The organism is Mesorhizobium sp. C432A, assembly GCF_030323145.1.
In the GTDB taxonomy this organism is placed as follows: Bacteria; Pseudomonadota; Alphaproteobacteria; order Rhizobiales; family Rhizobiaceae; genus Mesorhizobium.
On sequence record NZ_CP100470.1, the window covers coordinates 563,047 to 578,929 of the forward strand.

13 protein-coding genes and 1 pseudogene are annotated in these 15,883 nt (G+C 61.2%); 10 read left to right on the forward strand and 4 right to left on the reverse strand.

All coding sequences use genetic code 11. The features are described from left to right. Positions 1–19 precede the first annotated feature (19 nt). Positions 20–2,533: a heavy metal translocating P-type ATPase gene (locus tag NLY33_RS02565; protein ID WP_023708203.1), complete on the reverse strand. Its 2,514-nt coding sequence runs from the start codon at positions 2,531–2,533 to the stop codon at positions 20–22. 176 nt (positions 2,534–2,709) lie between these two features. Between NLY33_RS02565 and NLY33_RS02570 the strand changes: the two genes are divergently transcribed. The 6 genes from NLY33_RS02570 (at position 2,710) to NLY33_RS02595 (ending at position 10,637) form a co-directional block, all read left to right on the forward strand. Further along, positions 2,710–3,552 carry a glycosyltransferase family 25 protein gene (locus NLY33_RS02570; RefSeq protein ID WP_023690024.1) on the forward strand — a complete coding sequence of 281 codons (843 nt, stop codon included), beginning with the start codon at positions 2,710–2,712 and terminating at the stop codon, positions 3,550–3,552. Positions 3,553–3,585: 33 nt separating this feature from the next. Next, the gene (locus NLY33_RS02575; protein ID WP_023703551.1) at positions 3,586–6,381 is read left to right on the forward strand and encodes a [protein-PII] uridylyltransferase; all 2,796 of its coding nucleotides are present in this window, start codon (positions 3,586–3,588) and stop codon (positions 6,379–6,381) included. Positions 6,382–6,439: 58 nt separating this feature from the next. Further along, positions 6,440–8,047 (forward strand): murein biosynthesis integral membrane protein MurJ, encoded by a 1,608-nt coding sequence (gene murJ, locus NLY33_RS02580; RefSeq protein WP_023703552.1) that lies wholly within the window; start codon positions 6,440–6,442, stop codon positions 8,045–8,047. A gap of 172 nt (positions 8,048–8,219) precedes the next feature. Next, positions 8,220–9,287: a tryptophan--tRNA ligase gene (gene trpS, locus NLY33_RS02585; protein WP_023672858.1), complete on the forward strand. Its 1,068-nt coding sequence runs from the start codon at positions 8,220–8,222 to the stop codon at positions 9,285–9,287. Between the two features lie 101 nt (positions 9,288–9,388). Beyond that, positions 9,389–9,880: a universal stress protein gene (locus NLY33_RS02590; protein WP_023672856.1), complete on the forward strand. Its 492-nt coding sequence runs from the start codon at positions 9,389–9,391 to the stop codon at positions 9,878–9,880. A 187-nt stretch (positions 9,881–10,067) separates the two neighbouring features. Then, positions 10,068–10,637 carry a NifU family protein gene (locus tag NLY33_RS02595; RefSeq protein ID WP_023685140.1) on the forward strand — a complete coding sequence of 190 codons (570 nt, stop codon included), beginning with the start codon at positions 10,068–10,070 and terminating at the stop codon, positions 10,635–10,637. Positions 10,638–10,820: 183 nt separating this feature from the next. On the opposite strand, the gene NLY33_RS02600 is transcribed toward NLY33_RS02595, so the two are convergent. Further along, entirely contained in the window at positions 10,821–11,438 is a 618-nt protein-coding gene (locus tag NLY33_RS02600) for a L,D-transpeptidase (protein ID WP_023692663.1), read from the reverse strand. Positions 11,439–11,676: 238 nt separating this feature from the next. Here NLY33_RS02600 and cueR point away from each other — a divergent pair, with 238 nt between their 5' ends. Beyond that, complete coding sequence (gene cueR, locus NLY33_RS02605; RefSeq protein ID WP_023703112.1) at positions 11,677–12,096, forward strand: Cu(I)-responsive transcriptional regulator; 420 nt, start codon at positions 11,677–11,679, stop codon at positions 12,094–12,096. A 259-nt stretch (positions 12,097–12,355) separates the two neighbouring features. On the opposite strand, the gene NLY33_RS02610 is transcribed toward cueR, so the two are convergent. Next, positions 12,356–12,784 (reverse strand): hypothetical protein, encoded by a 429-nt coding sequence (locus NLY33_RS02610; protein WP_023708204.1) that lies wholly within the window; start codon positions 12,782–12,784, stop codon positions 12,356–12,358. Here NLY33_RS02610 and NLY33_RS02615 point away from each other — a divergent pair. The 3 genes and pseudogenes from NLY33_RS02615 (at position 12,783) to NLY33_RS02625 (ending at position 14,622) form a co-directional block, all read left to right on the forward strand. After that, positions 12,783–13,737: pseudogene (locus NLY33_RS02615) on the forward strand (IS1595 family transposase). The gene NLY33_RS02610 and the pseudogene NLY33_RS02615 overlap by 2 nt on opposite strands. A 57-nt stretch (positions 13,738–13,794) precedes the next feature. Next, a complete protein-coding gene (locus NLY33_RS02620) occupies positions 13,795–14,331 on the forward strand; it encodes a Panacea domain-containing protein (RefSeq protein ID WP_023703554.1) in 537 nt (178 codons plus the stop codon). Next, positions 14,332–14,622, forward strand: a complete 291-nt coding sequence (locus NLY33_RS02625; RefSeq protein ID WP_156932586.1) for a hypothetical protein — start codon at positions 14,332–14,334, stop codon at positions 14,620–14,622. It begins immediately after the preceding gene. Positions 14,623–14,790: 168 nt separating this feature from the next. Here NLY33_RS02625 and rhuM read toward each other — a convergent pair whose 3' ends face one another. Further along, entirely contained in the window at positions 14,791–15,786 is a 996-nt protein-coding gene (gene rhuM, locus NLY33_RS02630; protein WP_023703556.1) for a RhuM family protein, read from the reverse strand. Between the last annotated feature and the right edge of the window lie 97 nt (positions 15,787–15,883).

Sequence of the window (15,883 nt, forward strand, 5' to 3'; positions counted from 1 at the left end):
TCGTATCTGGGGGCTTTGCTCAGAGTTTCAACGTCCGCAGCCGCAATGCGTTGGCGATGACCGAAACCGAAGACAGGCTCATGGCCGCCGCCGCCAGCATCGGCGACAAAAGCGTGCCGGTGAGCGGATAGAGCACGCCGGCGGCAACCGGCACGCCAAGCACATTGTAGAGGAAGGCGAAAAACAGATTCTGGCGGATGTTGCGGATCGTCCCCTGGGCGAGCGTTCGGGCCCTGACGATGCCGTTGAGATCGCCCTTGACCAGCGTAATGCCGGCGCTCTCGACAGCGACATCGGCGCCGGTGCCCATGGCGATGCCGACATCGGCGCTGGCCAGGGCCGGCGCATCGTTGACGCCGTCGCCGGCCATGGCTACGCCGGCACCTTTCGCACGCAACTCCTCGACAAGGGCTGCCTTTTGTTCCGGCAGCAGGCCGGCGCGCACCTCGTCAATGCCAAGGCTTTTGGCGATGGCGCGCGCCGTGCATTCATTGTCGCCGGTCGCCATGATGATCCGCAAGCCTCTGTCGTGCAGCGCCCTGATCGCCTCGGCTGTCGTTGCCTTGACCGGATCGGCGACCGCGACAATGCCGGCCAGTTTTTTGTCCACCGCAACGAACATCGCCGTCTTGCCTTCTGCCTGCAGCGCCTCGGCCCTGGCCGACAGGGAAGCGGTGTCGATGCCGACATCGGCCATCATGGCGGCGTTGCCGAGCGAAACCTTCCTGCCAGACACCGTGCCGGATACGCCCTTGCCGGTGACGGCGTCGAAGCCGCCGGCCTCAACGAGCGTCAGGCCGCGTTCGCCGGCGCCGCCGACAATGGCCTCGGCCAGCGGATGCTCCGAGCCTTTTTCCAGGCCGGCGGCGAGCGCCAGCAATTCATTCTCAGACAGGCCTTCGGCAGCGACGACATCGGTCAAGCGAGGCTTGCCTTCGGTCAAGGTGCCGGTCTTGTCGACGATCAACGTGTCGACCGAAGCGAAGCGCTCGAGCGCGGCCGCGTCCTTGATCAGCACGCCCGCGTGCGCCCCGCGCCCGGTGGCAGTCATAATCGACATCGGCGTCGCCAGGCCGAGCGCGCAGGGGCAGGCGATGATCAGCACCGAGACCGCCGAGACGATGGCAAAGATCAAGCTGGGTTCGGGACCGAAGATCGCCCAGGCGGCAAAGGCCATGAGCGCGACCAGCACGACGGCCGGCACGAAGTAGAAGGAGACGCGATCGGCTAAACCTTGAATCGGCGCGCGCGAACGCTGCGCCTTTGCGACCAGCTCGACGATGCGCGAAAGCGTCGTTTCGGAGCCGACCTTTTCGGCGCGCATGATCAGCGAACCGTTCTTGTTGAGCGTGCCGCCGGTCAAGGCATCGCCTTTCGTTTTTTCGACCGGCAGCGGCTCGCCCGAGATCATCGATTCGTCGATGGAGGAACGGCCTTCCGTTACAGTGCCGTCGACCGGCACGGCGTCGCCCGGACGGAGGCGTAGGTGGTCGCCGGTCTTGACCGCAACGAGCGGCACGTCGGTGTCGGAGCCGTCCTCCCCGATCAGCCGTGCCGTCTTCGGCGCCAGGTCGAGCAGCGCACGGATGGCCGAGCCGGTCTTTTCGCGCGCCCGCAATTCGAGCACCTGACCGAGGAATACCAGCGCGACGATGACGGAAGCTGCCTCGAAATAGACCGGGACGGTGCCGCCATGGCCACGGAACTGATGCGGAAAGATGTCCGGAAACAGTGCGGCGACGACGCTGTAGAGGTAGGCCGCACCCACACCCAGCGAAATCAGCGTCCACATGTTGGGGCTGCGGTTGACCAGCGACTCCCAGCCGCGGTGGAAGAAGGGGAAGGCCGCCCACAGCACCACCGGGCTGGCCAGCGCCAATTCCAGCCAGACCATCGTGCGCTCGTCGACAAACGCCTGGAACGTCAGGCCGAGCATCGGCGCCATGGCAACGATCAGCAGCGGCACGGACAGCATCGCACTGACCCAGAACCGTCTGGTGAAGTCTACCAGTTCGGGGTTCGGGCCCTCATCGCCAGTGGGAACGCCCATCGGCTCAAGCGCCATGCCGCAGATCGGGCAGGAGCCGGGCTTGTCTCTTATCACTTCGGGGTGCATCGGGCAGGTGTATTGAGTGCCTTTCGGCACTGGCGACGGCGTCGGCCTATCGCCGAGATAGTTTTGCGGCTCGGCCTCGAACTTCGCCCGGCAGCCGGCCGAGCAGAAATAGAAACCCTGGCCTTCGTGGCGGAAAAAATGCCTGGCGGTAGCGCGGTCGACACTCATGCCACAGACGGGGTCGGTGGCGGTCAGGTATTTTTCGGGCCCGGCGACGAATTTCGTACGGCAACCCTCGCTGCAGAAGTGAAAGAGACGGCCGCCATGCTCGGCCGTCGGCTTGCCCGCGGCCGGATCGACGCTCATGCCGCAGACCGGATCGCGCACCACGGCTTCGGCGGCCGGCTCAGCAGCCTTTGCCGCACAACAGCTGCCATCGGCCGCGTGCGCGTGGTGGTGATGCTCGGAATGCGCCATCGAAAAGTGCCTTATATCTGTCTGGGTGAGGAGGTAGTGCTTCCAGTAACTGGAAGGTCAAGGGGCGATTTCCACTTTTCGATCGTGGCCGTCATCGCGCACATCGAGGGAAAATCGCTTACGCAACTTTGTTCCCATGCTATGGACGCGCGTCCCACTGCATCGATCCCACCCAAATGAAATGCCTGATTATCAATCTCGATCGGTCCCGCGATCGCCTCGCCCATGTAACGGCGGAGTTCGCGCGCATCGGCATCGCCTTCGAGCGGGTCGCCGCCATCGATGCGCGAGATCGGCCGGATCTGGCCGAAATGCCGCAGGGCAAGAAGCATTTGCGCCTGGCCGACGCCGAGATTGCCTGCCTGCTCAGCCACCAACAGTGTTGGTCGACGATCGCTGCAGGTGAGGATGCTTACGCGGCGATTTTCGAGGACGATGTCGTTTTCCCGGACAAAGCCGGCGCTTTGCTTGCCGATGCGGGCTGGATTCCCGCCGATGCGGACATCGTCAAGTTGGAAACGTTCTTCAACCGGACCGTAATTTCACGCAAGCAAGTTGCCTGCGGCCACGGTTTTTCTGCGAGCAGACTGCACGGGCTCCATATCGGTACGGCGGGATACATCCTGTCCAGACAGGCCGCGCGGGACCTTCTTGCGGCAACGAATGAGATCAGCATTCCCGTCGATCACCTCATCTTCAATCCGCGTTTTGCTACCTCGTCCGACAAGGTCATTTACCAACTCGTCCCAGCATTGTGCCTGCAGGCACAATTCCTCGGCGACAGTCCGGTGAGATTGCCAAGCCTGCTCAAGCAGGAGCGAACAGAGGAATGGGTGGCAAGCGGGATAGGTAAACGGCGCCCCAGGCCAATCACCGCCAAGGTAAGGATCGAGACCAGGCGGTTGACGCGGCAGATCGCCGATCTCTTCCGGCTCCGGCGCGAGATGATCATCCCTTTCTGGTATCGCGGCCGACGCGTCCGTCCGCCCCATACACAGCGCCGTGAAAACGCGCTATAGACGCCGCGCAAAGGCGAGGCCCACCGGCAATCCATGGCAAAAATCTCCCTCAAGCTCGACGCGCTGATCGACAGCGAGGCTTTGCGCCGCGACATGACGGCGCTGATCTCGGCGGCCAGCGGCATCGAGCCCGGCGCGCGCGTCGGTGCGCTCCGGCTGCTGAAGGATCGGCTGACCGAGGGCCGCAAGGTTGCCGAGCGCATGCTGATGGACGATGGCAGCGGCACGGCCTGCGCCGCCCGGCTGTCGCATCTGATGGACGAGATCATCCGCGCCCTCTACGAGTTCGCCGCGACCCACGTCTACCGGGTGAAAAGCCCCTCGACCGCAGAGCGCATGGCGGTCGTCGCCGTCGGCGGCTATGGCCGCGGCACGCTGGCGCCGGGCTCCGACATCGACCTGTTGTTCCTGCTGCCCTACAAGCAGACGCCGTGGGGCGAACAGATCGTCGAATATATGCTCTATATGCTGTGGGACCTCGGGTTGAAGGTTGGCCACGCCACCCGCAACATCGACGAGTGTCTCAGGCTGTCGCGCAGCGATATCACCATCCGCACCACGATCCTGGAAGCGCGGTTCCTGTGGGGCGAACAGAAGCTCTTCGACGAATTGCTCGCTCGCTTCGACCATGAAGTGGTGCGCACCACCGGACCGGAATATGTGCAGGCCAAGCTCGCCGAACGCGACGATCGCCATGCCAAGGCCGGCGAAAGCCGCTATCTGGTCGAGCCCAACGTCAAGGACGGCAAGGGCGGCCTGCGCGATTTGCAGACGCTGTTCTGGATCGCCAAATACTTCTATCGCGTGCGCACCGGCGAGGAATTGGTCGAGAAAGGTGTCTTCACCGAGGCCGAGTACCGCGAATTCCAGAAGGCCGAAGACTTCCTGTGGGCGGTGCGCTGCCACATGCATTTCCTCACCGGCAAGCCAGAGGAACGGCTGCATTTCGATATCCAGCGCGAGATCGCCGAACGGCTGGGCTACACCACCCATCCCGGTCTGTCGGCGGTCGAGCGCTTCATGAAGCATTACTTCCTCGTCGCCAAGGATGTCGGCGACCTCACCCGCATCTTCTGCGCCGCGCTCGAGGAAGAGCAGGCCAAGCATGTGCCCGGCTTCAACCGCATCTTCCTCACCTTCCAGCGCCGCAAGCGCAAGCTGGCAGGCACGTCGGACTTCATTGTCGACAATCACCGCATCAACGTCGCCGACGACAGCGTGTTCGAGCGCGACCCGGTCAATCTGCTCAGGCTGTTCTGGTTCGCCGACAAGCACGGGCTGGAGTTCCATCCCGATGCGCTGAAGCTGCTCACCCGCTCGCTCGGTCTGGTCAACAAGTCGCTGCGGCGCGACGAGGAGGCCAACCGGCTGTTCCTCGACATCCTGACCTCGGACCGCAATGCCGAGCTTAATTTGCGGCGCATGAACGAGGCCGGCCTGCTCGGCAGGCTGATCCCCGATTTCGGCAGAATAGTCGCCATGATGCAGTTCTCGATGTACCACCACTATACGGTGGACGAGCACCTGATCCGCTGCATCGGCGTCTTGGCCGAGATCGAGCGCGGCGACGGCGAAAAGGTGCATCCGCTCTCGCACACGCTGATGCCGGGGCTAGAGAAGAGCCGCGAGGCGCTCTATGTCGCGGTGCTGCTGCACGACATCGCCAAGGGCCGGCCGGAGGATCACTCAGAGGCCGGCGCCCGGATCGCGCGCCGCATCTGCCCGCATATGGGGCTGTCGGCGGCCGACACCGAGACAGTCGCCTGGCTGGTCGAGAACCATCTGGTGATGTCGATGACGGCGCAGACGCGCGACCTCAACGACCGCAAGACGATCGAGGATTTCGCCTCGATCGTGCAATCGGTTGAGCGGCTAAAAATGCTGTTGATCCTGACCGTCTGCGACATCAGGGGTGTCGGGCCGGGCGTGTGGAACGGCTGGAAGGGCCAGCTCCTGCGCACGCTCTACTACGAGACCGAACTGCTTTTGACCGGCGGCTTCTCGGAAGTGTCGCGCGCCAAGCGGACGGCGGCGGCGCGCGAGCGGCTGGCCGAGGCGCTGGCCGATTGGCCGGACAAGGCCCGCAAGCGCTATGTCGGCCTGCATTACGAGAACTATCTGCTGACGGTCGACCTCCCCGATCAGCTGCGCCATGCCGAATTCATTCGCGAAGCCGACGCGGCAGGCAAGAAGCTCGCCACCGTGGTCAGGACTCACCTATTCGAGGCGGTGACCGAGATCACCGTGCTGGCGCAGGACCATCCGCGCCTGCTTTCGGTTATTGCCGGCGCCTGTGCCGGCGCCGGCGGCAACATCGTCGACGCGCAGATCTTCACCACGTCCGACGGCCGCGCGCTGGACATCATCCTGATCTCACGGGAATTCGACCGCGATGAGGATGAGCGCCGTCGCGCCGAGCGCGTCGGCCGGCTGATCGAGGACGTGCTGTCGGGCAAGAGCTGGCTGCCGGAGATGATCGAGAAGCGCACCCGGCCGCGGCGCGGCGCCAAGGTGTTCAAGATTCCGCCGCGCGCCGAAATCCGCAACACGCTGTCGAACCGGTTTTCGGTGATCGAGGTCGAGGGACTGGACCGGCCTGGGCTGTTGTCGGAAATCACCAGTGCGTTGTCCGATCTCTCGCTCGACATCGCCTCGGCTCACATCACCACCTTCGGCGAGAAGGTGATCGACACTTTCTATGTCACCGACCTTACGGGGCAGAAGATCGACAACCCGGCACGCACCGCCACCATCCACGCCAGGCTGATCGCGGCGCTTGAAGGCGTTGTCCCAGAGCGCGGCGGCAAGGCCAAGGCGGCGGCCGAGTGACCATCACTTTGTCCCAATCACCCCCTTTGTCCCAATCATCCAGGCAATCTCCCCGCGCATGAGCCTCGTCAAGAAATTCGCCACGGTTGCGTCCGGCACGCTGATGAGCCGCGCCCTTGGCTTTGGCCGCGAAATGCTGATGGCGGCCGCACTCGGCACCGGGCCGGTGGCGGACGCCTTCAACGCCGCCTTTCAGTTTCCCAACACGTTTCGCCGGCTGTTTGCCGAAGGCGCCTTCAACGCCGCTTTCGTGCCGCTGTTTGCCAAGGAGATCGAGACTCACGGCACCGACGGCGCCAAGCGCTTTTCGGAGGAAGTGTTCGGCGTCCTGTTCACCGCACTTCTGGCGCTGACCATCGTCATGGAATTGGCGATGCCGCTGATCGTGCGCTATCTCGTGGCGCCGGGCTTTGCCGACACGCCGGGCAAATTCGAGACGACCGTCCTGCTGGCGACGATCATGTTCCCGTATCTCATCTGCATGTCGCTCGCAGCCATGATGGCCGGCATGCTGAATTCGCTGCGCCGCTATTTCGCGGCTGCCGTGGCGCCCGCATTCCTCAACATCATCCTGATTAGCGTGCTCGGCTACGCCTGGTACCACGGCATGGATGCCCGTGAGGTTGGTTTCAGCCTGTCCTGGGGCGTGCTGGCGGCGGGGCTGGTACAGCTCGCCATTGTCTGGGTGGCTGTGCGCAATGCCGGCATCGCCATCGGTTTTCGCCGGCCGAAGATGACGCCCAACGTCAAGCGCCTGCTGATCCTGGCGCTGCCGGCGGCGATCACCGGCGGCATCACCCAGATCAACCAGCTGATCGGCACGGCGATCGCGTCGGCGCAGGACAGCGCCGTGTCGTCGCTTGCTTACGCCGACCGCATCTACCAGCTGCCGCTCGGCGTCGTCGGCGTCGCGGTGGCCATCGTGCTGTTGCCGGAGCTGTCGCGGGCGCTGAAATCGGGCAATCTGGTCGAGGCAGCCAATCTGCAGAACCGCTCGGTCGAGTTCACCCTGTTCATGACCTTGCCGGCGGCGGCGGCCCTTTGGGTAATGGCGGAGCCGATCGTGCGGCTGGTCTATGAGCGCGGCGCCTTCGCCGCCAACGGCTCGACGCCGACCGTGGCCGCGATCCTGGCGATTTTCGGCCTCGGCCTGCCGGCCTTCGTGCTGATCAAGGCCTTCATTCCCGGCTATTTCGCCCGCGAGGATACGCGCACGCCGATGATGTTCGCCGCCATTTCGGTCGGCGTGAACGTGATCACGGCACTGACGCTGTTCCCGAGCATGGGCGCGCCCGGCATTGCGGTGGCCTCGGCCGTGGCCGGCTGGGTCAACGCTGTGATGCTGCTTGCCGTGCTGATCCGACGCGGCCATTGGGGCCGCGACGCGCCGCTGCTGAAGCGCATTCCGCGCCTGGTGCTGTCGGCTGCGGTGATGGCGGTGGCGCTCTATTTCGCCGAGCACTGGCTGGCCGTCAGGCTCGGCCCCGGCTCGCCACTGGTGATCAAGGCCGTGACGCTTCTCTCATTGGTGGCCGGCGGGGCGCTGCTCTACTTCGTCACGGCTTTCGCCACCGGCGGCGCCGATTTCGGAATGATCCGGCGCAATGTGAAACGCGGCTCGGGCAAGGCAGCGGCGCCAGCGCCAAACGCCGATCTGGACGAATAGTCCGGGCGAGCTAACAGCAACACCGGTCTTGATCCTCTCCGCCCCTTCGTCCATAAGCGCGCCGTCGCAAGACTTTCGCCGCGCGTGGTTTCCAGCCGCGTGATTGGCTCCGAAAAGTCTGCAACTTTTCGGAATCACGCTTATACGGCCCTCCACAAGCCATGAGGAACCCATGACCGCCTTCAAACAGCTCGTCTTTTCCGGGGTACAGCCGACCGGCAATCTGCATCTCGGCAACTATCTCGGCGCCATCAAGAAATTCGTCGCCCTGCAGGACACGTCAGACTGCATCTATTGCGTCGTCGACCTGCATTCGCTGACGGCACAACTCGTCCATGACGACCTCGCCGACCAGACCCGCTCGATTACCGCGGCCTTCCTTGCCTCCGGCATCGACCCGAAGAAGCACATCGTCTTCAACCAGTCGCGGGTGATGCAGCATGCCGAGCTTGCCTGGATCTTCAACTGCGTGGCGCGCATCGGCTGGATGAACAAGATGACGCAGTTCAAGGACAAGGCCGGCAAGGACCGCGAGAACGCCTCGCTGGGCCTGCTTGCCTATCCCTCGCTGATGGCGGCCGACATCCTGCTCTACCGCGCCACCCATGTGCCGGTGGGCGAGGACCAAAAGCAGCATCTGGAGCTGACCCGCGACATCGCGCAAAAGTTCAATAATGATTTTTCGAGCCGCATCGCCAGTCTTGGCGTCGGCGTCGAGATGCAGGTTGGCGAAGAGACGGTAAACGGGTTCTTCCCGATAACCGAACCGGTGATCGGCGGGCCGGCGGCGCGCATCATGAGCCTGCGCGACGGCTCCAAGAAGATGTCGAAGTCGGACCCGTCGGATCTGTCCCGCATCAATTTGACCGACGATGCCGACACCATCTCGAAGAAGATCCGCAAGGCCAAGACCGACCCGGAAGCGTTGCCAAGCGAAGTCGACGGCCTGGAAAGCCGCCCGGAAGCGGAAAACCTGGTCGGCATCTATGCAGGGCTGGCCGAGATGTCGAAGGCGGACGTGCTGAAGGAATTCGGCGGCCAGCAGTTTTCCGTGTTCAAGCCGGCGCTCGCCGACCTTGCCGTGGAAAAACTGGCGCCGATCGCCGGCGAGATGCGCCGTATCGAGGGCGACCGCGCCTATGTCGACGCGGTGCTGAGAGACGGCGGCGAACGCGCCGGCGCGCTGGCTGAGACCACCATGAAGACGGTACGCGACATTATCGGCCTGTTGCAGGGCTGATCCTACCGTCAGTGCACCGCACCATTCTGGCCCAAGGCCGGCGGCTTGCCGCCGGTCTGTCGCGGTGGCAGATTGCGGCCGAAAACATCGAGTAGATAGACATGGTCTCCAAACGCCTCAGTCGCGAAGCCGGCCATCGCAGGAAATTCCTGACGATCATCGACGACACGCCGGAGTGCGAGCGCGCCGTCGCCTACGCCTCCAAGCGGGCGCAGAGCACCAGCGGCACGCTGGTGCTGCTCTACATCATCACACCTGACGACTTTCAGCACTGGCTGGGCGTCGAGAAGATCATGCGCGAGGAGGCCAATGCCACGGCACGCGCGGCACTCGACGGCTACGCCAACAAGGTGCGCCAGAAGCTCGGCATCGAGCCCGAGATGGTAGTGCGCGAAGGCAAGCCTACCGAAGAGATCCACAAGCTGATCGAGGAAGATCAGGACATCGCCATCCTGGTGTTGGCGGCAGGTGCCGGCAAGGAAGGACCCGGGCCGCTGGTCGGGGCTGTTGCCGGCAAGGGCGCCGCCTTCCCTATTCCCGTCACAGTGGTGCCGCAGAACCTTTCCGACGAGGAGATCGACAGCCTCGCATAAAGAGTGATGCCGGAAAGTGTGAAGCGGTTTCGGATGGATTTTATAGCCCGCGCGGGATTCATTCCCAGCCAGCAAAACATTCCGCCAGCCAGCCATTTTGAGCGACGCGTTTCGCTTGAATGTCCAGCCGATTGAGCCTATTTAGAACCATTCCAAACTAGCTGCCCGACTGGGCACGGAGACGGCCATGTTCATCCAGACCGAATCGACGCCGAACCCGGCAACGCTGAAGTTCTTGCCCGGCAAGGAAGTCCTTGTTGAAGGCACCGCCGATTTCCGCGACGCCGACAGTGCAGCCAGCGCCTCGCCGCTGGCCGGCCGGCTGTTCGAGATCCCCGGCGTGACCGGCGTCTTCTTCGGCTATGACTTCATCACCGTGACCAAGGACGGCCCGGACTGGCAGCACCTGAAGCCGGCGATCCTGGGCGCCATCATGGAGCATTTCATGTCGGGCGCGCCCGTCATGGTCAACGCCGGCCCCGCCGCCGAGACCAGCCAGACCGGCGAATTCTACGACAAGGCCGATGAGCAACTGGTCATCACCATCAAGGAACTGCTCGACACCAGGGTGCGCCCGGCGGTTGCCCAAGATGGCGGCGACATCACCTTCCGCGGCTTCGAGAACGGCACCGTGTTCCTGCACATGAAGGGCGCCTGCGCCGGCTGCCCGTCCTCGACGGCGACGCTGAAGCACGGCATCCAGAACCTGCTCCGCCACTTCGTGCCGGAAGTACAGCAGGTCGAGCAGGTCTCCTAAGACCCCTTCACGCATTCGAGCGAGCAACAAAAAACCGGGCCAGATTGCCCGGTTTTCTGTTTTGGACGTCCGTTGTTGCCTAGACGGTCCGCGTACGAAGGGTAACGCCTATTTTGACCATGGTCTTCCCGAAAACCGGTTCCACTTTTCGCTTTCGTGGACCTCGGTTCCGGATCATGGTCCCTACATCACGATGACCTTGGCGCCGACCGACGTGCGGTCGTAGAGGTCGATGATGTCCTGGTTCATCAGCCGGATGCAGCCTGACGACATCGCCTTGCCGATCGAATTCCATTCCGGACTGCCGTGCAGGCGGTAGCCCATGTCGCCGCCCTTGTTGAACAGATACATGGCGCGCGCGCCGAGCGGGTTCTTCAAGCCCGGCTCCATGCCGCTCGCGAACTTCGCTAGCTCCGGCTGGCGCTGGATCATCTGCCGCGGCGGCGTCCAGGTCGGCCATTCGCGCTTCAGCGCGATATGGGCGGTGCCGTGCCATTCAAAGCCTTCGCGGCCGACGCCGATGCCGTAGCGGATCGCCCGGCCGTCGCCTTCGACGAAGTAGAGAAACTTGTTCTGGGTATCGACGACGATGGTGCCCGGCTTTTCCGAGGTGTCGTAGTTCACCTCTTGCCGGTGGTACTTCAGCGGCACCCTCTCGATCGGGATGCGCGGCAGTTGGTAGCCTGCATCGTTCACCGAACCGTAGTTGTTGGTGAACAGTTGCGAGCCGATCGTGCTGCAACCCGAGATCGCGGCCGACAACGCAAGTGCGGCGACGATTGCAAATGACTTCATGCGCATGAAATGGTCCGATGCCCCGCCAAGATGTCGCGACACGTTACGGCCGCTTTTCCTGAAACCATTCATGCTGGCATTTGCTTTGCTTGCCAAGCGCGCGATGCCTATATGCAGGAGCTTACGTGCCGGTAAGCCGTCAACTATGGCATTTCGGCAACAGGACTCACGGGATTGTGAAGGAAAAACAATGGTCGGTCCTGTCGGATAGCCTAGAATCAGGGAACCACATCGAGGAATCACAATGAATGTAGGCGACGCCGCGGCGCGGTCCGGCCTGCCGGCCAAGACCATCCGCTACTATGAAGAGATCGGCCTGATCGCCCCGGCGCGCGCCGGCAATGGCTATCGCGATTATTCCAGCGACGACATCCATCGGCTAGCCTTCCTGCGCCGCGCCCGCAACCTCGGCTTTTCAATCGACGATTGCCGCCAGCTGATGGCGCTCTACCGGGACCGCAGCCGCGCCAGCCACGATGTGCGCGAGATTGCCGCCGCCCATGTCAGCGCCATCGAGGAAAAGGTGCGCGAGCTGCAGTCGATGCGCACGACCTTGCAGACGCTGATCCAGGCCTGCCATGGTGACGACCGGCCGGATTGCCCGATTTTGGATGACATTGCGGGGGCTGCGCTACTCGAGAACAGGCCGGCTTCGGCCATATAGGTAGTATCTCGACTGACTAAAATACGGGAACGTCCAAGGGACAAGAACGGAACCAAAGCGGTTACATCAGACCTTTGCGTTCACGGCGCAAGACTTTAGTCCGGGCGCCTTATAGCTAAGAACGGAAGTTGATCGGCGGACGCAGGGGCGTTCCGGAGCAATACCAGACCGCGCCGATACAGATATGGTGCGATCGCGGAAGGCGCTCGGATCAAGTTGTAGCCTCAGTTCTGTCAACCGTATAATCGCCGCCATTCCCCTACGGCTGGGTAGCGCTCGTGAGCAGTGGGTCATCTAGCTCTGCCTTTGTCTTCAGGACGGCATCAACGAGGGAACCGAACTCCTCGACGCTGAATGTGCAACTATCCTGGACCGCTCCCATATGGCTGAGGCGGAAGCGTACGAATTTCCGGTTTTCGGCTGGGATGCGCTTCACCAGAAACATGAATGAATAGGGACCCGCGATCGCTGAGTACCGGCGCAACTCTTCGGTCGCGGGGAAAAGCCGGTTGGTGAATCCCAAAAACCCCATGGTGTCTCCCCTCGTGCCAAGGACCGTGCTTCTTATCATTGCGAGAGAAAATTCGCCTATGGGTTTGTCAACCATACGATCGCCATGGTCACAGGCGATTATCCGGTTGACAAACCCAAAGTGATTACGTGGGGTAAGGGCATAGGAGATTTCCATGTCCGTTCTGTCCCGCCCCGAGTTCCACGACGAAGCCAAGGCTTTCGAGCATGTGGAAGGCATCTTGTGGCCGAATGGTCCGGTTTGCCCCAAGTGCGGCTCTGTTGATCGCCACTACGCATTGAAGGGCGTTCGCACCAAGCCGTCCAAGAAGAACCCCAATGGTGTCGAGCGTCACGGCCTGTACAAGTGCAGCGCTTGCCGCTCGCAGTTCACCGTCCGTATGGGTTCGATCTTTGAGGAAAGCCATATGCCGCTCACCAAGTGGCTTCAGGCTATCCACCTTATGTGTGCCTCTAAGAAGGGCATCAGCGCTCACCAGATGCACCGCATACTCGAATGCAAGTATGAGACCGCTTGGTTCCTGTGCCACCGCATTCGCCTTGCAATGGCATCTGGCGACTTCTCCCCGCTTGGCGGCAACGGCAAGACCGTAGAAGTTGACGAGACCTACATTGGCCGTCTCGCTAACGCTCCCGTCAAACGTGGCGGTGGCGCTCACAAGAACACGGTCGTTACGCTGGTAGAGCGTGGTGGCCGCGCCCGTTCCTTCCACGTCGATACGGCCCGCATGGGCAACGTCATGCCAATCGTTCGCGCCAACATCGCTCGCGAGAGCGCATTGATGAGCGACGAAAGCGGCATCTATCGCCGTGCCAGCCAGGATTTCGCCTCGCACGATGTCGTCACGCATTCCAAGGACGAGTACGTGCGCTACGAAGGCGAGAAGACCATCCACACGAACACCGTGGAAGGCTTCTATTCGATTTTCAAGCGCGGCATGAAAGGCGTCTATCAGCATTGCGGTGAGCAGCACTTGCACCGCTATCTGGGCAGAGTTCGACTTCCGTTATAGCAACCGCATTGCCTTGGGAGTTGATGACGGAACCCGCGCTTTTATCGCGCTCGTAGGTGCAAAAGGTAAGCGTTTAATGTATCGTCAGGAGGCATGAGATAACCTATCTAACAGTAGGTTCGCCTCATGGTTAGTACGAAGGCGTACGCGAGCAATGGCAGACAGGCCTTATGACAGAGAGCGCCTAAAGCACCTATTTCACTATGTGATATGGGGCGCTGGTGCTCGCGCTGGATTTGGCGCCACCAAGCTGTACAAGGTCGCGTGGTTCTCAGATGCCCGCAGTTTCGTGTTGACCGGCCAATCAATTACAGGCGCACCCTATATCCGCGAAAAGCACGGTCCTATCCCGCGCGATGGAATGTACGTGCGCAATGAACTGGTGGCGTTGCGCTTGGTAGAGCAGTGGCGAGGCACTGATGATGAGTGGGTCTTCAAGGGCCTTGTGCCGCCCCCGCGCAATGTCTTCCACCCCGACGAAACCAAGGAAATTGATTACTGGATTAAAGAGATTGACGGAAAGCACACGGCAAAATCAGTGAGCGAATATTCTCACGATTACGGGTGGGAAATCGCGAAGATGAAAGAGCCATTGCCGTTCCACTCTATCTTGGCTGGACGTGGCCGTGAGCCTAACGACGCTGAGACAACTCGGTTGCGCGCACGCGCTAGGGAACTGGGTTTGATGTAAATGAAGGATTGCCGCGAGGAAGACCGCGTGCGCCTCGCGAGAGATTTGGCCGAAGAAAAATGGTCAAGGGCTTTCGACGCTTGGGAAGACGTGACTTGGACCATTGTGCGTGACGAGAATTGCGGCAGTCCATTGAACGATACCGGCTCCATTCGAGGCTATGTGTTCGACGGAGCCCGCTCAATCGATATGCCTTCAATCGAAGTGATTTATGAGATCCACCCCAATCTAATCATCATCCACTATGCGGATTTTCGAGATGCCCCATACGGACAAGCCGGAAGAGCCTAAGCAGCAAATCGACAAATTCCGAGATGCCGCTCGGAAGCTAAAGGGCGATCCATCCGACGCCACTTTTGAAGCTGCCGTGGGAAAGGTAGCCCGCGCTCCGAAGCTCTCAGCGGAGCAAATAAAGGCACTGGTTCGGAGACACCGTGAAAAGCCGAAAAAGATTGGCGCCTAGCCTCCTTGTCGCAAAGTTCGACGCTTTTCCTTAAATTTCTCAAACTGGCGTTCGGCGTGAGCCTGTGCCTTCTCACGTTTGACGCTTCCAAGGTGCGTTAGAAGCGGACGATTGTTGAACTTAATAAACCCGTTCATTCTCTCTTCTGCTTCAGCCATCATGACAAGCCGTCCGATGTCTACCTGATCCTCGAAATAGTCGAGAAGCATTGTTGTCAGCCGGTTTTTCTCCCTGATCTCCGCGCCAGCTAGAAAATTGTTAGCGATCCAAACATCATTTTTCCGGATGTTTTCATTTGCCCAGGTTGTAAGGCCCATGTTTTCCGCATCGGCATTGGCCCGCTCCAAAATCAACTCCGGGCCGGTCTTAGACGCGACCGCCCACAAGAGCTTGTTCTGCATCCCCGCATAGAAGTTTCGCCACTCCTCGGATTGCGGGTCATAGTCTTGGCACATTGCGCAGATGCTACGAACTTCCCGATATAGGTTTGCCTCCGAAGATCGGATGTCTCGTATGGTCTCCTTTAGCTCTTTTAGATGGTCGCGGCTCTCTGGGTTCTTCATCCTAGCGACGTCAATGGACCATCCTTTCAAGAGGATTTCCTTTAAACGCTCGGTCGCCCATATCCTGAATTGAGTGGCCTGTTTCGAATTAACGCGGTAGCCAACCGAGATGATGACATCGAGGCTGTAGAGAGCGACCGGTTTGGTGGCACCAGCAATTTGCGTTTTCTGCAAATTGCCCTCTTCAACCAATTCACCCTCTTCAAAAACGTTCGTGATATGGCGCGATATGGTCGAGACCGTCTTCCCGAATAACTGACCTATTTGGGCCTGTGTCATCCAAAGTGTTTCGCCCGCATATCGAATATCGATCTTGATGCCCTTGTCGGTCCCATAGACAAGCAACCTGTCTTCAGTGGTTTCGCTGCCGCTCAATTGTGCTAGCCGCTCTAGTTCTCGTTCAAATCCGTCTTCGCGCTTAATGGCCATTAGCCGCTCCGATTCGCTGATTCATACAATTAGCATGCACTGATACCAGTGCGCGAATACGGCTTGCGATGATCCCACAGTGATTATTTCGTGATCT